This is a genomic window from Flavobacterium sp., from assembly GCF_027490375.1.
In the GTDB taxonomy this organism is placed as follows: Bacteria; Bacteroidota; Bacteroidia; order Flavobacteriales; family Flavobacteriaceae; genus Flavobacterium.
Genome location: NZ_JAIXYH010000095.1, coordinates 1 through 21,403, shown reverse-complemented (window position 1 = coordinate 21,403; position 21,403 = coordinate 1). Strand labels below are relative to the sequence as shown.

The 21,403-nt window shown below is 41.9% G+C and carries 17 protein-coding genes and 1 tRNA gene; 6 read left to right on the top strand and 12 right to left on the bottom strand.

Annotation, left to right across the window (positions count from 1 at the left end):
- Positions 1-33 precede the first annotated feature (33 nt).
- Positions 34-1,932, top strand: coding sequence for an ABC-F family ATP-binding cassette domain-containing protein (locus Q0064_RS14225; protein ID WP_298148873.1), 1,899 nt, complete (start codon positions 34-36; stop codon positions 1,930-1,932).
- An 83-nt stretch (positions 1,933-2,015) separates the two neighbouring features.
- Here Q0064_RS14225 and Q0064_RS14220 read toward each other — a convergent pair whose 3' ends face one another.
- The 7 genes from Q0064_RS14220 to Q0064_RS14190 all read right to left on the bottom strand — a co-directional run bounded on the left by Q0064_RS14220 (position 2,016) and on the right by Q0064_RS14190 (position 7,768).
- Positions 2,016-2,996 carry a pyruvate dehydrogenase complex E1 component subunit beta gene (locus tag Q0064_RS14220; protein WP_298148872.1) on the bottom strand — a complete coding sequence of 327 codons (981 nt, stop codon included), beginning with the start codon at positions 2,994-2,996 and terminating at the stop codon, positions 2,016-2,018.
- A 567-nt stretch (positions 2,997-3,563) separates the two neighbouring features.
- Positions 3,564-3,908: a hypothetical protein gene (locus Q0064_RS14215; protein ID WP_298148871.1), complete on the bottom strand. Its 345-nt coding sequence runs from the start codon at positions 3,906-3,908 to the stop codon at positions 3,564-3,566.
- Complete coding sequence (locus tag Q0064_RS14210) at positions 3,908-4,393, bottom strand: DoxX family protein (RefSeq protein WP_298148870.1); 486 nt, start codon at positions 4,391-4,393, stop codon at positions 3,908-3,910. The genes Q0064_RS14215 and Q0064_RS14210 overlap by 1 nt, the downstream gene beginning before the upstream one ends.
- 27 nt (positions 4,394-4,420) lie before the next feature.
- Complete coding sequence (locus Q0064_RS14205; RefSeq protein WP_298148869.1) at positions 4,421-5,065, bottom strand: DUF2807 domain-containing protein; 645 nt, start codon at positions 5,063-5,065, stop codon at positions 4,421-4,423.
- A 33-nt stretch (positions 5,066-5,098) separates the two neighbouring features.
- On the bottom strand, positions 5,099-5,461 hold the full coding sequence (locus tag Q0064_RS14200) for a hypothetical protein (RefSeq protein ID WP_298148868.1): 363 nt from the start codon (positions 5,459-5,461) through the stop codon (positions 5,099-5,101).
- An 82-nt stretch (positions 5,462-5,543) separates the two neighbouring features.
- Positions 5,544-6,764 (bottom strand): helix-turn-helix domain-containing protein, encoded by a 1,221-nt coding sequence (locus tag Q0064_RS14195; protein ID WP_298148867.1) that lies wholly within the window; start codon positions 6,762-6,764, stop codon positions 5,544-5,546.
- Between the two features lie 35 nt (positions 6,765-6,799).
- On the bottom strand, positions 6,800-7,768 hold the full coding sequence (locus Q0064_RS14190) for an App1 family protein (protein WP_298148866.1): 969 nt from the start codon (positions 7,766-7,768) through the stop codon (positions 6,800-6,802).
- Between the two features lie 216 nt (positions 7,769-7,984).
- Here Q0064_RS14190 and Q0064_RS14185 point away from each other — a divergent pair, with 216 nt between their 5' ends.
- Positions 7,985-8,866, top strand: a complete 882-nt coding sequence (locus Q0064_RS14185; RefSeq protein WP_298148865.1) for a diacylglycerol kinase family protein — start codon at positions 7,985-7,987, stop codon at positions 8,864-8,866.
- A 265-nt stretch (positions 8,867-9,131) separates the two neighbouring features.
- Here the strand turns inward: Q0064_RS14185 and Q0064_RS14180 are convergent, their stop codons facing one another.
- The 3 genes from Q0064_RS14180 to Q0064_RS14170 all read right to left on the bottom strand — a co-directional run bounded on the left by Q0064_RS14180 (position 9,132) and on the right by Q0064_RS14170 (position 13,598).
- The gene (locus tag Q0064_RS14180) at positions 9,132-10,310 is read right to left on the bottom strand and encodes a GNAT family N-acetyltransferase (protein WP_298148864.1); all 1,179 of its coding nucleotides are present in this window, start codon (positions 10,308-10,310) and stop codon (positions 9,132-9,134) included.
- Positions 10,301-10,783, bottom strand: a complete 483-nt coding sequence (locus Q0064_RS14175; protein ID WP_298148863.1) for a DUF1761 domain-containing protein — start codon at positions 10,781-10,783, stop codon at positions 10,301-10,303. Before Q0064_RS14175 ends, Q0064_RS14180 begins: the two co-directional genes overlap by 10 nt.
- A gap of 118 nt (positions 10,784-10,901) precedes the next feature.
- Positions 10,902-13,598 (bottom strand): PAS domain-containing protein, encoded by a 2,697-nt coding sequence (locus Q0064_RS14170; protein ID WP_298148862.1) that lies wholly within the window; start codon positions 13,596-13,598, stop codon positions 10,902-10,904.
- A 123-nt stretch (positions 13,599-13,721) separates the two neighbouring features.
- Between Q0064_RS14170 and Q0064_RS14165 the strand changes: the two genes are divergently transcribed.
- From Q0064_RS14165 to Q0064_RS14150, 4 genes are all read left to right on the top strand, one after another.
- A complete protein-coding gene (locus tag Q0064_RS14165; RefSeq protein ID WP_298148861.1) occupies positions 13,722-14,876 on the top strand; it encodes a DUF4861 family protein in 1,155 nt (384 codons plus the stop codon).
- A gap of 80 nt (positions 14,877-14,956) precedes the next feature.
- Positions 14,957-15,029: transfer RNA gene (locus Q0064_RS14160), tRNA-Met, on the top strand.
- 357 nt (positions 15,030-15,386) lie between these two features.
- The gene (locus Q0064_RS14155) at positions 15,387-16,289 is read left to right on the top strand and encodes a DUF4349 domain-containing protein (protein ID WP_298148860.1); all 903 of its coding nucleotides are present in this window, start codon (positions 15,387-15,389) and stop codon (positions 16,287-16,289) included.
- A 425-nt stretch (positions 16,290-16,714) separates the two neighbouring features.
- Positions 16,715-19,873: a T9SS type A sorting domain-containing protein gene (locus Q0064_RS14150; RefSeq protein WP_298148859.1), complete on the top strand. Its 3,159-nt coding sequence runs from the start codon at positions 16,715-16,717 to the stop codon at positions 19,871-19,873.
- Positions 19,874-19,928: 55 nt separating this feature from the next.
- On the opposite strand, the gene Q0064_RS14145 is transcribed toward Q0064_RS14150, so the two are convergent.
- Positions 19,929-20,210: a hypothetical protein gene (locus Q0064_RS14145; RefSeq protein ID WP_298148858.1), complete on the bottom strand. Its 282-nt coding sequence runs from the start codon at positions 20,208-20,210 to the stop codon at positions 19,929-19,931.
- A gap of 65 nt (positions 20,211-20,275) precedes the next feature.
- Positions 20,276-20,707, bottom strand: a complete 432-nt coding sequence (locus Q0064_RS14140; protein WP_298148857.1) for a hypothetical protein — start codon at positions 20,705-20,707, stop codon at positions 20,276-20,278.
- Positions 20,708-21,403 lie beyond the last annotated feature (696 nt).

Here is a 21,403-nt window from a genome sequence, read left to right as displayed (position 1 = left end):
TTACAGTCTATTTAAGTTTTCTAAGCCAATATCATGCTAAATATTCACAATTTATCAGTTTCTTTCGGAGGTTCCTATCTTTTTGAAGATGTTACCTTCCGACTGGGAGCAGGTGATCGTGTTGGTCTTGTCGGAAAAAATGGTGCCGGTAAATCGACAATGCTCAAAATCCTTAGTCGCGATCTTCAACCCGATTCCGGAGTGATCGCCACAGAAAAAGAAGTCCGTATTGGTTTCTTGCGTCAAGATATCGACTTCGAACAAGGCAGAACCGTACTCGAAGAGGCTTATCAAGCCTTTACCGAAATCAAAGAAGTCGAACGCAAGTTGAATCACATCAACGAACAACTTCAAACACGTACCGACTACGAGTCTGATTCTTACGCAAAACTCATCGAAGATTTGAGCGATCTAACGCACCGATTCGAACTTCTGGACGGATACAATTACGTGGGTAATACCGAGAGAATTCTGCTGGGACTCGGCTTTAAACGAGAAGATTTCAACAACAAAACCGACACTTTTTCTGGAGGCTGGCGCATGCGAATCGAGCTCGCAAAACTGCTCCTTCAAAACAATGATATTCTTCTCTTAGACGAACCTACTAACCACCTAGATATCGAAAGTATTATCTGGCTCGAGAACTTTCTAAAATCGTATCCAGGTGTCGTAATTATTGTTTCTCACGATAAGATGTTCCTCGATAACGTTACGAACCGAACACTGGAAATCTCTCTTGGTAAAGTGTACGATTTCAATAAGCCGTACACACAATATCTGACGCTTCGCCAAGAAATTCGCGAAAAGCAACTAGCTACACAAAAGAACCAGCAAAAGAAAATAGATGAAACCGAGAAACTAATCGAGAAATTTCGCGCCAAAGCCAGCAAAGCATCGATGGCACAATCGCTTATCAAGAAACTCGATAAGGTAGAACGCATCGAAGTCGATGAAGACGATAATGCGGTTATGAACATCTCGTTTCCAGTTTCGGTGACTCCAGGTCGCGTAGTCGTCGAAGCCGAACACGTTACCAAAAAGTTCGGAGATAAAGTAGTTTTGAAAGATATTTCGCTGAACGTTGAACGCGGTAGTAAAATCGCCTTTGTAGGTCAAAACGGACAAGGGAAATCTACGTTTATAAAAGCAATCGTGAACGAATTCCCGTTCGAAGGTAGCATCAAACTCGGGCACAATGTTCAAGTAGGCTATTTTGCTCAAAATCAAGCAGAATATTTGAATGGCGAAATCACACTGCTACAAACCATGGAAGACGCCGCAAACGACACCAATCGCTCTAAAGTGCGCGACATGCTCGGGGCTTTTCTTTTCCGTGGCGACGACGTCGAAAAAAAAGTAAAAGTACTTTCCGGCGGCGAACGAAATCGTCTGGCACTTTGTAAGTTGCTCCTACAGCCCATCAATGTGCTCATAATGGACGAACCTACAAACCACCTCGACATCAAATCGAAAAACGTACTCAAAGCCGCACTACAGAAATACGAAGGAACACTGCTTCTCGTATCTCACGACCGCGATTTCCTTCAAGGAACTGCGAATATTGTGTACGAGTTTAAAGATCAGAAAATTAAAGAATATCTGGGCGACATCAACTTCTTCCTAGAACAACGAAACGTTGATAGCATGCGTGAGGTCGAAAAGCGCGATGTCGTAAAAGCCTCTCAAGAGGCTCCAAAAAAGAGTTTCGAAGAACAAAAGAAACAAAAGGCACTTCAAAACCGCATTTCTAAAGTCGAGTCGCAAATTAAAGATCTTGAAAACGCCATCCGTCTCGACGATCGTGCGCTCGAATCGAATTACGATAAACACATCGAAGACGCTGCGTTTTTCACGGCCTACAACGAAAAGAAAAAGCAACTCGACAAACTGATCGAAGAATGGGAAATACTGCTCATGGAAGCCGAAAGTTAATCATTGCCTTTAATTAACTTAACGTAGAAAAAACAAAAAACCCGCTTTCCATTTGAGAGCGGGTTTTTATTTTGAGTTTTATTTTAGTAGCGGTAAAGTACTTTCTTCACAGCCTTAATAACGTCGTCTGCATTTGGCAACCATTCTTTCAATAAAGTTGGCGAGTACGGCGCGGGTGTATCAGCGGTTGTAATACGTTGTACGGGCGCATCTAAATAGTCGAAGGCGCGTTCCTGAACCATATACGTAATTTCCGAAGCAACGCTAGCAAACGGCCAAGCTTCTTCTAAAACCACTAAACGATTTGTTTTCTTAACCGAGTTGATAATCGCATCGTAATCCATTGGGCGAACCGTACGTAAGTCGATTACCTCTACCGAAATACCTTCAGCAGCAAGCGTTTCCGCTGCAGCTAAAGCCTCTTTAATAATCTTTCCGAACGATACAATAGTAACATCTGTTCCCGCGCGCTTAACATCAGCCACGCCAAGCGGAATCGTGTACTCTTCTTCCGGAACTTCTCCTTTGTCGCCGTACATCTGCTCCGATTCCATGAAAATAACCGGATCGTCGTCGCGAATAGCCGATTTCAACAAACCTTTTGCATCATATGGTGTCGACGGAACCACAACTTTTAAACCGGGCGTGTTAGCAAACCAGTTTTCGAAAGCTTGCGAGTGCGTCGCACCCAATTGTCCGGCCGAGGCTGTTGGACCGCGAAATACCATCGGCATAGGGAATTGTCCGGCAGACATCTGGCGCATTTTCGCAGCGTTATTGATAATTTGGTCGATACCAACCAAACAGAAATTAAACGTCATGTATTCCACGATCGGTCGGCAACCATTCATAGCCGAACCTACCGCAATACCAGCAAATCCGAGCTCGGCAATAGGTGTGTCGATTACACGCTTCGGACCAAATTCATCAAGCATACCCTTAGAAGCCTTGTAAGCACCGTTGTATTCGGCTACTTCTTCGCCCATGAGATAAACCGACTCATCGCGGCGCATTTCTTCGCTCATTGCTTCGGCAACGGCTTCTCTAAACTGTATCGTTCTCATAAAGGATTCATTTTTCGAAACGCAAAAATAGCCGAAAATTGGAAATCCATCCCATATTTTTAAAACGTTTTATACGTAAAAGCAGCTTTTTTTGATTTTTTGGGCAGCAGTTCCGGCTGTACGCTACAAGCTTTTTCAAATCGGGCACAAAAGCAATCGTTTGGCACGGCTTCTGAGGTCGCCACGCCCAACGAGCTTTTGTTTGCCCAATTTATCAAAAGGCTTTTCGCTGCCATCCGGGCCGCAAATGCGTTACCCAATAAAACGTCTGTTTTTTGACGGTTTTTTAACAAACGTAATATTGCAATATTACCTCGAGTAAAAAATTGAAATACATAATATTAACTAATGCTTGTCGCGATTTAAAAAAAACGTTTTTAAAATGTACATTTTTTTGCAACGATCCCCGTGGCCGTGATGGCAGTGGAAATAAAAACGCACGAAAAGCGTGTGAGTGCGGTTTTGAATGGGCGACCAACGGAAGCCCCAGGCAAAGCCAGCACGAACCGCTTTTGTGCGTTTTTATTGCAACGTACAGCGCGAAATGCCGCCCAAAAAAAATGTCAATTACTTGCCATTAAACAGGTGCGTTACGGTTGTGTTTAAATCGGCGTCGAAGGTAAGCTTGCGGTTGTCTTGATTTTGCCGCTCAAACTGCCCATCGGCAACAAACTTGTATTCGGTGTATGCGTAACCGGTTTTGTGAACCACATCAACGTAAAAGGTACTGTCGTTGAGGCGTTTCATGGCGGTATCTTGTTCCCAGCTCAAGGGTTGGTTGCTGCCTCGAACCGCCATTTGCGAAACGGGCATCGATTTAGGCACCACAACGGTGTAACGAACTTTTTGATTGGCTGTTGGCTGCACGCACGAAACCAACAAAAGCAGCAGTGAAAAGGCTACGTATTTCATTATTTCTTTGTTTTTGTGAGTAGATAATCGATTCCGAAACGGGTGCTACCAAGTGCTATGCCGCCCAAGCAAACCCATAGAATTCCGAGTGCGGGCATCATGTTCCACAGCCCTTCGCTCGATTGTTGGTAAACAGCAGCTACGAACATGGTGCAACCGGCAAGGAAACTAAAAATGCGCGTCTGAAAACCCAAAACGAGTGCGATACCGCCAACGGCTTCGCTAAAAGCGGCCATCCAAGCGAAAAATGCGGGAAAGAGTGCGAATACGCCACCGAATTCGGCTACATCGTTCGGAAACCAAAAGGCTACTTCGAAGAATCCGAGGTTGTTTTCGGGTGGCGACCACGGCAGACCGAATTTAACGGCACCGAAATCGACCGCCATCCAATAACCGCATAAAATGCGCGGTAAGGTGAACAAAATGTCTTGCCAAAGATGAGGCAAAACAGTAGGTTTAGTAACGGTTATGATTATTTTTTTCATGATGATTTTGATTGATGATTGAAACTTCTAGCGGTAAATAAAATCTCCGTTGCCGTTTTTCTTACAGTCGTTGCAGCGTGCGGCACCGCGGTTGATTAGATCGCCGTTGCCTACTAGTTTTCCGCTCATTTTTTCGCTTACGTTTACGGTTGTATCGCCGTTTCCAGCAGTTGTAAATTTCATCGCAGCAACTTTTAAACTTCCTGCGTTTAGATCGCCATTTCCGCCTTTTTCTAAATCGAAACTATCGATAGAGCCGCTCAAAGTACAATCGCCGTTACCTTCTTGCTCTAAGCGAAAGTATTTTCCAACGATTCCTTTCACGGCTAAGTCGCCGTTGCCCGATTGTGCAATAACGCTTGCTTCGGGCATTGTAATGTAAATAGTGGTTGGTTTTTGATTTTTCTTGTATCCGACTTTTCCTGGTTTATTTTTTATTTCCAGTTTGTATTCCGTGCTGGAATAGGTCATTTCAAGGTTGTTTACGCTCTCTTCGGGACCTTCTACGCGAATCGACCAGTTTTTACCGATAGAAATTTGTGCATCGGCGTTTTGTCCTTGGAGGTACACTTTGTCGAAGTTTTTGTAGTCAAAGCTCTTTTCGATTTTTTCTTGAGCAAACGAGAATAAGGATAAAAGAAGTGCTACGGTAGTGCTAATTAAGATTTTCATGTGTATTAGATTTAGAAATTTAGAATGTGTTTGTTATTTCTTGTTTTGGAATCCCATGTTCAGGTTTAAATCACCTTTAACTTTTAACGAAACGAAGCCCGCTATATTTCCCGTATTTTCGATTACTAAAGCAGTATTTTCGTCGGTTTTTACGTACGTACTTTGCGTAGGTTCAAGTAGAATAGGAGAGTGGGTTCCGCCGGCATTTGGTGCTTGAAAAACACGAAGCGTGGTCGAGCCGTCGTTTCTAATGTGCGTTCTAAAATTGCCGTGTGGATTATCGCCGAGTACAAATTTTTCATTGGCGTTAATTGTTGTTCCCGAGTTTAAAGAACTAAACATTCCGCACGAAGCAAGTACTGTTGCGAGCACTAAAAGGATTACATTTTTTTTCATAATTGTTTACTTTTTTGGAAAACCAGTTTCCGGTTATTGATGAAGCAAAATTGCGGCAATCCCAGTAGCTGCGCGCTTCAAATTATAATTTGAGACCTAATTCTGCTGTGTTTTTTGCTAAGTAGTCTTTTGGCGTTACTCCCGTATGCTTTTTAAACGCCCGATTAAAAGTAGCTTTCGAATTAAAACCACAGTCGAGCCCTAAGCCAAGTAAGGTCGATTTCGAATTTTCGCCAGCAGCTACTTTTGCTTTAAAAGCGTCGATTCGAAGTGTGTTTACCAGATCATTGAAATTCTGGTTAAAGCCTTTGTTGATTACTTTTGAAATAAGCGCGGTATTACTGCCGGTTGCTTTTGCCAAATCGAGGAGGGTAAGTTCCGGATTTTTGTAATAGCCGTTGGTAATCAGTAATTTTTCTAGTTGGTCGCGCAGTTTTTCCTCCGATTCGGTTAGTCCCAAATTATTTGAGTCGCTTTGTGGGAACTCGATTTCGGCATACTCCGCAAGTATTTCGGCGTTTTCAATTTTACTTTCGTTCACGAAACCATAGCCAACGCGTTTGCTTCTAAAATTTTCATTAGCATAACCTCTAATGGCAATGCGGTAGGAAATCACGCCAACCGCCATGTAGTACCACCAACTTCCTATAAAATTCGCAAACTCCGGAAAAATCTCAAAAGCAATTCGAAAGCCAATGTCAACACCAATAATCACCAAACAACTAATGATAAATTCCTTTACGTATTTAAACGTGAGTTCATCGGCAAAACTGACGATGTTTTGAATCACTTTTCGATACAAATTGTAGTATTTCAAAGAGTAAATTAAATAGCAAAGCATGCTAACATGACCGCTAATTTGGTACCATTCGTCGAAGTCGATATCGGCATAAAATTCCGGAAACGCACCTCCGTTGCCGTAGTAATCGTTTGCCACCTGTATCAATGCATAAAGCAGGTATAAAAAACCAGGAAGTAAATGCCAGAAGTACTTTTTTCGAAACGTAAAAGCCGGATTTAAAACCGCTTGTGTGTAGAAATACAAAATCGGTCCAAAAAAATACAGTTGATGGAACGGTACGCTGAAGATCACTGCACGGTAGCTTTCTGAGTCGTACCAACCCGCAAAGCCCAACATCCAAGGCGCTAAATACAAGGCAACGATAATCAAAAATAAAGCGAGCCAAAACGCCGATTTACTGCGTTCTTGTATACTTTTTTGGAGAAGTATCAAGGCATAAACCAGATTGTGTGTAAAGAAAATTAAGAGTAACCCGGAGTAGATATTAAATTGAAAAAGCATGCGTTTCGACTAACGCAACTAAGGTAAGCATAATTTTATACGATGAGTCCGATGCTTTTAGAATGTGCAATAGCTTCTTTGCTGTTCGTAAAATAGCAGGTGTGAACACCCATTAAACTCATATTTTGAATGGCGATGGTTACCTTTTGTTTAGGAAGTTTGCCCGTTTGCCGAATGTAAACGGCTTGAACATTTACCGGAAACATTTTGCAAATCCGTTCGTAAAGCTCGGCGTCTTGTTGCGAATCGTCGCCCAATAGCGTGTAGTTTAATTTCGGATAAAACTCTAATATATGTTTGATTTTCTGAAATTTATGATCGTGGTTTCCGCGTCCGGTTATCAAAAAGTCGAATAAACTCTGTTTGATGTCTTTTAGCAACAATACCGCTCGAGGCAACTGATGCAATTCGGCAAACTGAACAATAAATCGATACAAATTCCACTCGCTCGACGACACATAGAAAAAAGCGTTTTGTTCGGTTTTGTTATTGCGTCCGGCTGTACTTAAAGCCTGATAATGCGCAACCACGTCGGAAAAGATTTTGCGGTCGTTCACGTTCTTAAACAACAAGATGTACAGCTTTTTAAAGATATTTCGGCTGTGGGAAATCAAAAAGGTATCGTCGATATCCGAGATAAAACCCAAATTTCCTTCAAACGGCCGAATGTACGAGCCTTTTTGTGTGACGTGCGTTCCTTCCGACTTAATAGAAACTTCGTACGTAATCCAGCCGTAACCCACATCGTTGTCGAGCGGAATGCAAAACTGAAAAAAGCCGTCGTCTAAGGTTTTGGTGTGAATAACACGTCCGTCGTGTTTGAAATATACATCAAAATTCGACGCTGTCTTTTGTCGAAACATGCGAATCACCGAGCGAGCGTTCCTAAATTTCGTTTTCTGAAAATCGTAATCGGCTTTAGTCGTTGGCTTAAACACATGACCCATCACTAAAAGCTGATTTTCGTTGGCGTAACCTCGATATAGTTTTAAAACAGGTTTCATACTATGTAAAAGTACGGCAAAGCGTTTTGTTTGGAAACGATTTTATCAGCGCTTTTTTCAAAATGCCTTAAAATACACAGCAGTAAACCACATTTGTCCGCATTCCGCAATCTCAAAAAGCGAAAAAGAAAGGCGTTTTCTGTGCGATCTCATGCAAATCGTTAATGTAAATTGGGATTGCCCTAAATTTCTCTAATTTTGAGCAAACCTCATCAAATGGCAGAGAAATTTGTAATCATTGTAGTGAATCCGATAGCAGGCGATATCGACAAAGGCGAACTCGTAGCCGATGTTGAAGCACATGCACTTACTTTGGGTTTGCAAACCATTGTTTACGAAACCTGTGGTATTAACGATGGTAAGCACATCCGAAATTTGTACGACCAATACCAACCACAACGCGTAATTATTGCAGGCGGCGACGGTACCATTAAAGAAGTGGCGGCAGCTCTCGAAGATGTCGACGTACTTTTCGGAATCTTACCTGCCGGTTCGGCAAACGGCTTGTCGGTCGATTTAGATATTCCTGCCACTTTAGATCTCGCCATTCCCGCCGCTTTTTCAGCTAAGTTTATCGATATCGACATGATAAAAATAAACGGGCACACAAGTTTGCACCTAAGCGATGTGGGTTTAAACGCTATGCTGGTTAAAAACTACGAAAGCGGCACCACGCGCGGCATGTTGGGCTATGCAAAACAGGTGCTCGCTACATTTAAAGAGCAAACCGGACCGTTTCAGGCGCGTATCGAAATGGAAGGTAAAGAGGTAATTACCGAGGCAAAAATGGTTGTGGTGGCCAATTCACAAAAGTATGGAACCGGCGTCGTGATCAATCCGTTTGGTAAAATGGACGATGGGCAGTTCGAAATAGTAGTGCTTCGCAATCTCGATTTTGCGGTTTTAACCAAGATTTTAACGGGAAACATCCGTCTGGATACCGAGGATGTCGACATTTACAGCACCAAAAACGCACGTATTTTCATCGATCCGCCAACCGAATTTCAAGTCGACGGCGAGTACATCGGTTTGGTTTCCGAACTCAATATCTCCATCTTAGCCAGTAATATGAAAATTGCCGTTCCCGATTATAATTAATGGCAAGCAATTTTTATACGTGATAGAGTTTTATTGCGTTACTAGCTGATAATCAAAGTTTTTTGTTTTATTTTTCGAAGCTAATCCCGTCTTTCGCTGTAGTCCTCAAAAAATACGGCACGTTCATATGTCCAGCACACAGCTTCTTGGGTCGCCGTTTGCTGTACAATTCACGTAGCCGTATTTTTTTCGGAGCTGCCGCTGCACCCGGGGCTAGGAAAATCGTTATCCAAAAACATTACGACAAGAAAAGCAAACTGAACATCTACTGCTGTGCTTCGTCACCAACTCCTTTAAACGGATGTCGTTGCTGCCAGATTACTTTGGGTTCTAGCTGTTTAAAAAAGTAGGGTAATATTTTGTTTAACAGGTAATTGTGGTGTTTCATAAATCCAAAAAGCTCTTGCGGTACTGCACCTGCCGAGCTTTTAATTTCCATTGCCGTTCGTCCAAAAACAATTTTTTCAAACTTTAGCGAAATCGAAGTTAGTATCATGTCGTACAGCATGTTTAGGTACAACATATGATGTTTTTGAATTTCGGCATCGTAACCCAAAAAATAAGTGTCGGCAGTGCTGCCATTGCGTATTATAGTACTGAAGCCTACAAGACGTTCGGCTTCAAAATATCCTTTTACGATAAAGTCGTCCTGAAGCTGCTTTTTCAATGCCAAAAAATGATTTTCGGGAAGTAAAAAGGTATTGAATGCCGAGTTTTTCGCCACATTAAAGTACAAGTCGGCAGTAGTTTTCTGGTAATCCGCTAAGTCGGTTTCCGTTAAAAAGCGCGAGGTAATTGGTTGCAAGCGTTTGCGACTGCGTTTGTACTGATCGCGGTATTTCTTGGCAAAAGCGCCCACATAATCCGTTTCGTGGGCAAAAGTGTTTAGCTGTTCGAAAACCATATTGGGCTGGGTCGTAAACTTGAAAAAGTCTGGGAAATTCGGACTGTTTTGTTGTAAGAATGCAGCGTCGAAATCTTTGAAAACGGTGAGATGTAGGGAAATACCCTCGGTCCTCAGTCGTTCCTTAATTTGCGTGGCTGCACGCTGTAAGGCGGTTAGTACTTTAGTTGAATTTATTTCATCGCAAGCCGCAAAAGCATGCTGCCCGCTGAGCATATTGTTTCCAATAAAAAGCACATGCGAACTAAATTTCTTGAAGATAAAATTCCGAGCAACTGTTTTCATGCAGCGTTGTCGTTCGCCGAAGGTTTCTAACTGATTCAAATCTAGAAATTGGGCAACGGCAATGCTTAGAGGTTTATCTTCCGCACGAACAACGATAAAAAAGCAGCGCATGTTTTTCGGTTTGCTTTCGTAACAAGCACTTAAATACGACTGCTTTAAAAAAATATTAGAACCCGCGAGCGAATCCCAATATTCGGGAAGTACTTGCGGGTTCTCGTAAATAACCGTTTCTAATTTTGTTTCACTTAGGCCCATTGGCACAGTATACCGCCCATGACACCTAAACAAATTGTCCAATAGCCGCCGTGAATCAAAACATATTTCCATGATAATTTTTCAAAAAGTGCGTTTATTCCAAAAATCGGAAGCACAAAAAGAATGCCAGTCATAGAACCGTGAAGCGCGCCGTGTTTAAACGTTCTAAAAGCAGTTCCGTAATCAGACATAAAGGCAGTAAACGATTCTTTGGCAGCTGTTGGATCCCCACCAATCATGCCAATAGCACCCGTTTGATGAATGACTAAAAATTGGAGCACAAAACTGATGAAAATTGAAAAGAGAAAACACAAGCTGAATACTTTTACCGGATTAAATGACGCCAAGTCTTCGGGTTTAATTTTAGCGACTTTCATCCAGGCATCAGCAAATAGCAGTTTGCTGTACCATAAAAATCCAACTAAAAGCGGAACGGCAGCCGCTCCGAGTATAGCGATAAAGTTTACATTCATAATTGTTTAGTTTTTGGTTTAATCAAAGATAGTAAGCATTTTCTTACGGACTTAAACGCAAAAGACTTTTCTCTAAGAAAGTAGTGAAGCAAATTATTAAGGAACGTTTTTCCTAAAATTAGCTTTGTAAAGCGGGCAAGTAGATGTCAAATGTAGCACCAATACCTTCAGTTCCGCTGCTGCGAATGGCGCCGGAATGATTCTCACATATTTTTCGACACATCGCCAGTCCGATGCCTGTTCCCGAGTATTCAAGCTTTCCGTGTAAACGCTGAAAAATGTTGAAAATTTGTTCGGCATACTCCTGTGAAAAACCAATGCCGTTATCGCGAATTGTAAACTGATAATAGTTTAAATCGGCTCTCAAATTCAAATCAGTAACCTGATCGCCGGTTACTGCTGTGTAGCTAATATCAATGCGCGGCGGTCTTGAATCGTGACAATACTTAAGCGAATTTGAAATAACATTTCCAAAAAGCTGACTCAGCTGTATTTTAATTCCCGACACTGTTGGTAAGTCGGTCACGTGAACAACGGCATTTTTTTGTTCGATAACTAAGTCGAAATCGGCCAATATCTCAGAAACAACTTGGTTGAGGTCGACCTGCACAAATTTTGTCTCGCCGTTTGATAACTGCGAATAGCTTAAAATATCGCGGATTAAATTCGACATTCGTTCCGAAGAATTGATGATTCGCTCGATGTAGATTTCCGTTCGGCTATCTTTTTCAGTTAAATGACTCGCAAGCATTTTCACGAAGGTGGTAATTTTTCGAAGCGGCTCTTGTAAATCGTGCGAAGCTACATAGGCAAATTGTGCCAGTGCTTTATTGCTTTGTTCTAAACTTTGGTTGGTTTGTTCGAGTGTGCTGTTAACCACTTCGAGCTGTTTGGTTCGTTTGGCAACCAGCTTTTCTAATTCTTCTTCTTTCTGCCGAAGCACAGTAACATCTTGCGAAGTGCCCGAGATGTATTCCGGCTTCTGTTCGTCGTCGTAACTAATTTTCACTGCCGAAACAATGATGCGTTTTTTGCCCGTTTGCGGTTCAATTTTGACGCGCTCGTCTCGAAAATCGGTTTTCCCTTGAAGTTCTTCAGGATGTGTGGCGATGTTTTCGAGAAATTTCTGAAATTCCAAATATTCGGCATCCAAAGCATCCACATTCTTAAACCAATCGGTAAAACGCCGATTCCCAATTAGCGTGCTCGATTTTAAGTTGTATTGCCAAGTGGCAAGTTGCGCCAAATCAACCGCTTGCTCTAAAGCAGCTTGTGCTTCGACAATTTTCTTGCGTGCCAAAACGCTATCGGTAACTTCAATAGCAACTTGCAAGACAGCATAAACGTTCTTGTTTTCGTCGAATAAGGGCGTATACGTAAAGTTGTAGTACTTTTCGAGTAATACACCGTCGTGGACGATTTTTACCATAGAATCTTGCGTAGAGTAGGGGATGCCCGAATCAAAAACACCGTGTAAAATTCCAATAATCGATTGGTTTTCAGTAAGTAATTCAGGCATTACTTCGGTTAACTTTTTGCCGGCTACATCTGGTCCTTTACCTAAAAGCTCAACAATTTTCTTGTTAGGAAGCTCAATGACCAAATCGCGACCCACAAACAGGGAAATACCAGCCGCAGCGTTTTCAAGAATACTTTGTAGTGTAGCTTCTTTGCTTTTATTATCGGCATCGACGATCACCGACTGCGTAACATCAGTTACAATCACAAAAACACCTTCAATTTCGCCAGTTTCTAATACCAACGGTTGAAAGGTAAAATCCACATAAATGGTTTGTAGTGCTCCATTTTTTGTAATCTCTGCTCGCTCCGATTTTGCTGCGTACGGTTTTCCGCTGGCAATGACGTCGAGTAAAAGTTCGTCGAATCCCTGTCCTTTAATTTCAGGAATGGCTTCCAGTAAAGGTCGGTCGATAATTTCTTCGGCAGTTCGATTTACGAGCGACAAGTAGAAAGGGTTAGCTTTTTCAAAAACTAGATTTTTATCTAAAACAGCCACGGCAACTGCCGCATTTTCAAACAAATCTAAAAACTGTTGTTGTTCTGCTTTAACTTTTCGGTTTAGATGCACACGCGCAGTTACATCAGAGGCGGTGCTTAAAATGGCGTATACGTTACCCTTGTCATCTTTTAAAGGCACGTAGGTGAAGTCGAAATACAGCGTTTGTTCCATTCCGTTGCGTAGCAGTCGGGCGGGCGCTTGTGTACTGGTGTGTATTTCTCCTGTACGGAAAATATTCTGCAAAAGCGCAATAAACGGTTGGTCGTGAAGGATCGGTAAAATTTGCTGCAGCGGTTTTCCGATCACATTTTTACCGACATCCCAATAAGAAAGCATAATATCATTAGCTGCTGTAACGATTAGTTCTTTCGTGCTAAAAATACAGGCGGCAACGGGAAGTTTTTCAAGTATTTGCGCATCGTGTTGATCGGTTGAGGATTCTTCTTTTACATAAAGAATTCCTTTTTGGAAGTGAGGTTGCTGTTCGTCTATGGGATGAAACTCGAAAGTAAAGACTCTATTTTCCAGCAACAAAATTTGGGATTGGTTTGCAGGAAAAGCTTTTAGTTTCGAAAAATGTTCAATTAGCCCATCATATTTCAACGCTTTGGTATTAGGTAGGAAATAGGGTTCGACTCCCCAAACTAGAAAAACGGGCTCGGGCAGCGCTAAAAACAACTTCAGATGGAAAAACAACTCGGTATCCTGAAATACCTCTTCTGGCAAATTGTGGTAATATGCCTCAAGTTGCGGCTCTTTGCTAGCAATTAATTTGATAAAGTCGTTTTTTGTCAAGTGGAGTTAGGTTTTTAAATTTCTAATAGGCAAGGTGCGCGAGAATTCAGTGGTAAATAAGCGAACTGCTTTGGCACATTCCTTACATTTGAACTTCCTAAATGTACAATCTTTTTCCATAAAATGGGTTCAAATTTTCGAATTCTTCCTAAACATATAACTTTAGAAAAATTGATTTTACTGCTATTTGTTGTCTTTTCTAGCACTCATTTGCAGGCACAGGTTTTTCAGAAGGTCACGGTTACAAACGACTTAAACATCGATCGCTCTGAAGTTATAGCCATTCAGCGAAGTTTGTTACATACAACAGTAAAGAAACACGCCAAGAAAGCGTTTCGCATTAAGCGAGAAGGGACAGATAGTTATTTACCTACGCAGTGGTACGATTCTGATTTCGATGGTGTGGAAGATCAGGTTTTACTGCACGTGAACATTCCTGCGGGTTCTATTTTGTCGTACGACATAGTATTAGATAGTACTCGTGGCGCTTCGAGCTCGATGGTTAAAACAGCTGTTTTTAAGCATAACGGGCAGATTTATTGGGAAAATGAAAGTGTTGTATTTAGAACGCCAGAGCGCAGCAAGTCGAAGCCTTCAGCTTTTGACTTTGGGATCAAGCCATCTGCGCAAGCGTTAGAGAGTCAGCTTAAAAAGTATAAAAATAAAGAACTTCCTTTTCAAAGTTTAGTTTCTGATGTTTCGCACAGTTTAGGTCTTGGTGCTACAGCTGTTTTAAAAGATAATGTGTTGGAATTTGCAGAGAAAATTGAAAAATTGGAAATTTTGGCGGCCGGGCCAATTCGAACGGTTTTTTTATTGTACTACCCAACGTGGGGTTCCCAAAAGATTGGAGAAATTAAACGAATTTCGATCGACAAAAGTGCGCTGTTTATTTCTGTTGATGTATTTATGACGCAGCCTTCAAAAGCGCTGGGCTATTCGATTGTTGCCGAGGGAGTACTTTCACAAGCAAAGCTTACCACTGATTCTCGGTATTATCATCTTCAAACCCGCAAAGGAGAGCAAGAATTGGTACAAACCGTTTTTTTTCCGTACGAAAATCCAAAAGATGTACAAACTTTTAGTGCCGATCCGGCTTTAGGAACACATACTTTATTTTCGTACAAGCCCAAAGATCGCTTCACTTTTGCTGTGGCATATCAATTAATTCCGAAAACGAGCGCAGCAGCGTTTAAAGAATGGGAACAAACCGTCAAGAATTTCGAGCTTTGCAGATCAAATCCGTTAAAAGTAGCGTTGAAATTACCGCGTGAGTAGTTGGCTGTGAGCGCATTCTAAAAATTTTCAAAAAAAACTTGCTTTTAGCGAATAAAGAGGTGTATCTTTGCACTCAACATCGCGGGATAGAGCAGTAGGCAGCTCGTCGGGCTCATAACCCGAAGGTCACAGGTTCGAGTCCTGTTCCCGCTACAAGAGAAACTCCAATCGAAAGGTTGGAGTTTTTTATTTTACGCTCGTGGGCTCTTATCCGCCTAGGCGGACACAGGTTCGAGTCCTGTTCCCGCTACAAGTCAAACTCCAATCGAAAGGTTGGAGTTTTTTATTTTACGCTCGTGGGCTCTTATCCGCCAAGGCGGACACAGGTTCGAGTCCTGTTCTAAACAAAGAAGAGTTACACAATTTTTATTAAGGGAAGATTTTCTGGATTTCTGCATTAAGCCCGTAATTTTTTTGGCATAGTTTTTATTACTGTCCATTACAAACCTAAAAACACATTGCATTGATTGATCATTACATATTTTTTAATCATTTGTAAATCAATTAATCATGAAGGTACCTGTATTCCCATCTGTTTTATTTGTCGTACTTTTTTTCTCAGCGACAGCGTGTAAAAATCAATTGGCCGAGGAGCGATTCTCCGAAGCAAAAATGGAAAGTGAGGTCGTTGACACATCGAACACTGCTTCTGTAAATGCCCCTAATCTTGAACGTGAGTTTGTTCGCACTGTTGATGCGCAATTTGAAGTAGAGGATGTTAGGGCCGCCACACAAGCAATTGAATATGCTACAAAAAAGTTTGGCGGTTTTGTAACCTTGTCAAATCTTCAAACGCAGGTACTACAAAGTGATGAAGTAGCTGTTAGTGCCGACAGTTTATTGCTGACGAAGAAGTATAAAATTGAAAATGTGATAACGCTGCGCGTACCGAACTTACAGCTCGATACTGTTTTGCGTACGATCGGGAAGGAGGTTAAGTTTGTTGATTTTCAAACGCTTAAGTGTGACGATGTTTCTTTACAACTTTTGGCAACCGATTTAGAGCGTCGGCGTAATGCAGTGGTAGCAAAACGTATTGGTAAGGCAATTGACCATAAAGGAACAAAACTGTCGGGTATTGTTGACGCCGAAAATGAAGCAGATTTACGACGCGCACAAGTGGATCAAGCTTTCATGAACAAACTTTCCTTACGTGATAATGTAGCCTTTAGTACTGTTACCCTTAAGGTTTACCAACGCGAACGCATGCGCCGCGAAGTGGTTTTAAACGAAGCAAACCTCGATACTTTTCAGGCTAGTTTTGGAGATAAGATATTCGAAGGCTTTAAAAGTGGTTGGAATTTGCTCGAGGGAATTATTACATTCTTAGTTCGAATTTGGCCAGTTGTACTTGTACTTATTCTGGTAATCGTTGGTTATAGAAAAAGCAACCGTCGAGTGGAACTACCTTGATTTACAAGGTATCGGCGTTTGGTCTTTTAACGAAGGGATTTCAATAATCTCTCAATCTCAAAATCTTTCAATCTCAAAATCTTTTAATTTTTACGGTTTTCCCGTAACCAACTTTCGTTTTTTCTTCGTAGGGATAAACCCGTTTTCCCCTTCCCGTTTAGGGCGAAGCTCCCAAAAAAAATCGACATGGCATTACGGAAAAACCTTAAATATTTATTCACACTTACGATATTTACTAATTATTGATGGACATTCGTTTTTAGTGCATACTTATTATTGATAAAGAAACCTTTGCATAAAAATCTAAGGATTAAAAAAAATTATCAACACGAAAACGTTTTAGTAGAGGTAAAATTACGATCGTTAAAATTTTTTAGCATTTTTATTATAATTTTAATAAAATATTAACCAAAAACTTTTAAAGAATGCTAAAAAAAATCGTTTTAACTGTGATAACGGCTTTGCTGTTTTGTGTGAGCAGTAGCGCCCAAAGTATCTCCGTGATTGGTGATGCAGCAAGCGGTTGGGGAACCGACGTAGCAATGAGTACAACAGATAATGTAAATTACACATTATCAAACTTCACTTTCACAACTGGAGGGCTAAAGTTTCGACAGGATTCCAGTTGGGCCAATAACTGGGGTGCAAATTCTTTTCCTAACGGAACTGCCGCGCCTAATGGTAGCAATATTCCAGTTACTGCGGGTGTTTATGATGTAATGTTTAACCGCACAACTCGAGTTTACAGCTTTACTCCCGCATCGACTGGCTTTGGAATCGTAAATATAAGTGGTTCCGCTGGTCCCGGTGCAGGTGTAAATGTTGCCATGTCAACCGTCGATGGAATTAATTATGCACTTGACAGCTACACATTGACAGCTGGAACCATTCAGTTTGTTCAAAGCAGTAGTCCTATTACTACTTGGGGTTCTTCCAATTTTCCTACAGGAACAGCAACGATAAATGCACCGTCGATTGTTGTCACGCCAGGGACATATGATATACGTTTTAACAAGGTAACGGGGGCGTTTAGTTTTACGTTTCCAACCATAGGAATTATAGGTAGTTCGACGCCAAACGGTTGGACATCGGACACATTACTTACCACCACCGACGGTGTCAACTATTCGAGATCTGATGTATCTCTAGTGGCTGGCGAAATAAAATTCAGACAAGGGCAAAGTTGGGCTATTAACTGGGGCGGAAGTGCTTTTCCCAACGGAACAGCAACATTAAACGGTAATAATATTTCTGTTGTTCCGGGCATTTATCAAATTAATTTTAACAGGATAACTGGGGTTTACAGTTTCAACGCGGGATTTCCAGTAATAAGTTTGTTTACAAGTGGTGGAACCGATATTGAATTAACGACTTTAGATGGAGTTACGTACTATCTTAACAATTATACTATTAATAGTGGTAGCTATCGGTTCCGGCAGTCCTATTCAAACACAACTACATGGGGTTCTGCAAGTTTCCCTACAGGAACGGGAACAAATTCGGGATCAGATATCCCAGTTATTGGAGGCGATTATAATATTTCGTTTAATCGAACAACGGGTGCATACAGTTTTCAATATCTCTCAATTGGCGTAATTGGAAGTTCAACACCAGGCGGCTGGTCGTCAGATACTTTCATGAGTACTACAAATGGCGTTGATTATACACTTTCTGGTTTAAATCTTACTGTTGGAGAACTAAAATTTCGTCAAGGCGCTGACTGGGGAACTAATTGGGGAGGTAATTCATTTCCAGGCGGAGTTGCTAATTTAAATGGTTCAAATATTGGCGTGACCTCGGCATCAACGTTTACCGCACATTTTAACAGAACAACAGGTCAGTATTATTTTTATGATCAAGTTAACTTGCAAACAAGCTCTCCTGTCAACCTATGCCGCTATTCTACAGCTCCAGATTTGGCGACATTAGTGCAGGAGGTGCCGGGAAGTGTTTTAAAATGGTACACAGCTGCTACTGGTGGGACCGCATCGCTAACGACACCAACTATTTCAACTTCATCTTTAACCACCCGAACATTTTATGTGTCGCAGACTATTGGAGGAATAGAGGGACCAAGAGTTGCATTAGTTGTTAATGTTGTGGGAGCACCTGCAATGCCGGGCTCTATTGTTGCAAAACACAACAATATCACAGTAAGTTCTTCTGCGTTTGGAAATTTTGTTGGAACTACTTTACCTGTTGAGTTTTCGATTGTTCCTGTTGCAAATGCGACGTCTTATGAATGGACACTACCCAGCGGGGCGACAATAGTTTCTGGAGCCAGTACGCATGTGGTTGTTGTTAATTTATTTGGTTGCAATACGACTGCCGGCACGATGCCTCTTTCGGTTCGAGCTATATCATCAGCAGGATGCGCAAGTGCTGCAAGGACTTATACCGCAACCAAAGCTATACCAGGAACGCCTGGAACAATTACAGCTTCTAGTGCAAATGTATGCTCATTTGTAGGGACAACGACAAGCGTTTCCTACAGTACCACTAATGTCTTAGGTGTTGTGTACAATTGGTCGGTGCCTGCTGGAGCAACAATTGTTTCAGGTCAAGGAACTCATTCCATTAATGTAAATTATTCAAATGAATTTACTGCTAGCGGTCAAGTGATTGTTGCTGCTTCGAATTCTGTGGGTTCTGCAGCTCTAACTAGAATGCTTACCGTTACACGTCGTTTACCTTCAACTCCAGCAATGCCAATCGGACAGTTTTATGCAATATGTCCAAGTTCAGGTGCTTACACGTATACTCTTGCATCGGCTCCAGCATTTGCAACATCATGGACGATTACTGGCCCTGCCGGGTCAGTGGTAAAATCCCCAAATAACTTATCAAATACAACAAATACAATCACAACTAGCACCGACTTAACGTTCACGGTTTTATATCCTTCAAGTTTAGTTTCCGGTGTTGGAGCAATTACTATCCAATCGTCGAATGGATGTGCACAAAGCAGCGTGCGATCCAGTAGAGTGTACAGAGTTTTTGCGCCTTCATCTTCTATAACAGGACCAAGCGAAATTTCGTGCGCATCATTGGGATCTTCTATCTCTTATTCATGTGCAACTGTTCCTGGCGCTTCAACCTATACTTGGAGTTTCTATAATATCCCAGGCGCAACGATAGTGTCTGGTCAAGGCACTACTAATGTTGTCGTAAATTATCCTGTATCGCTTGCTTCCGTTTTACTTGGTTCAACGGCCAGCATTCGAGTTGTAGCTTCTGGAACCGCGTGTGGAGCAGCTATGGCGGGTTCAACGCGAACCTTAGCTATAACTAAGCCTATTTGTGGAAGTGCGCGTGCAGAAGCTGGCGGGACCTTCTCGGAACTTTATCCAAATCCGGTATCTGATCGTTTCTATATGGATATTTTGTCTGATCGAAATGGCGAGATTTCCCTTCAAATATTTGCTTACACAGGAAATAGAGTAGTAAGTAACACTTATCAATTAGTAGAGGGTAAAAATACGATCTCTACAGACGTGTCTGCCTTGCCTCGTGGAATTTACATTGTCAAAATTTACAATGAAAATCAAACGGAAATGACCACAAAAAAACTGATTAAAAATTAACTAACCACTCCATTTTTTTAGAAAAAGCCATTACTCTCTTTGGGTAATGGCTTTTTTATTTTTCTTCTTGAATTCCAGCTAGTTCCTTCTCCTCTATAGGATCCATCGCACTTGTTTGCTCGGGAGAATACCAAAAACTAAAACGCGGGTCGTAAAAGCGGGCGCCGTAGTAGTAGAGACCGGTTTTTCTCACAAAGTGTTTATTTTTCATCGGTGTTCGAAGAATGCTGCGCATATCAGAATCAAGTTCTTTACCATTGAATTTAAACTGGTTATCCAAAGGGCCAAAGGTGTTTTGTTCTACAAAGGTTTTTCTCACCAAGCTTTTATTCTTCATCGGTGTTCGAAGAATCTCCGCTAAAGCTACGATTTCTCCAAAGGGTAAATTTAAGAAATATTACCTCACTGGGAGTTGTTTTTAGTGGTGTTCGGTGAATCTCCTGCGTCGATTTGGTAAGGCGTACCGTCTTTATCGGTAATAGCTGTTGAACTACCGAGGTGGTCGGGGTGGTAGTAGTAAAGCAAATCTATATTTACGTTACCGCAAGCGCCGGGGTTTAAGGCACAGCAGAATTCGTATTCCTCGGTACCGGGGAGAAACTGGCTGCATGGACTCTCATAAAATGATGGTGTTTGAATAAATGTAGCCAACTGCATTTCCTGCTCTTGTAAATATTTGTTCACATCTTGCTGCTGTTTGGTTTTGATGGTGTCGGGATCTTGAACTACCGGCGACTGCAACACTTCTAACGGTACGGTTTCTGCGTACGGGTCGTTTGCTTCGGCAGGTGGGCGTTGCCAAGACTGGGCTCCGGAAATTTGCGAAGCTCCCAATCTCCCAATCTCCCAAAAATTGCGGTTTTTCCGTAAAATTTATCTCTGGGAATTTCGTACGTGGGAATCGCTCCCCATCCCACCCGCCCCCATCGAGGCGAAGTTTTGAAAAAAAATCGACATACGGTTACGGGTTTTCCGCATATTTTAGGATGAAGTATCAAGTATTAAGATTTGAGTATTAAGACTTAGCGACGTTCACCACTTAACGTATCGCTTTTCCCAACCTTACCCACGTATCGCCGGTGCCTCAGCTTGTCGAAAGCTCAACCGCAAAGGATGCGAAGATTTCCGCAAAGTTCGCAGAGCGGTTTTATTGCAGTATTAAGATTGGAGTATTAAAACTTCGATGATTTCACCACTTAACGTATCGCTTTTCCCAACCTTACCCACGTATCGCCGGTGCCTGAGCCTGTCGAAGGCAAACATTGTGCCCATTGTGGAATACTTAGTGAAACATTGTGCTCCAAAGGTGCCTGAGCCTGTCGAAAACAGTGCGTCGAAGGTCGATACAATTTTTCAAACGGTTTGATACGTTCTGTGTGTTCTTCATCAGCCAAACATTCCACAAAATTCTGTGCGCTTCGGCGTTTTCTGTGTGCCTAAAACTATTGCCTGAGTTCGGCTTTTGCGGCGTTGTGCCCATTGTGGAATACTTAGTGAAACATTGTGCTCCAAAGGTGCCTGAGCCTGTCG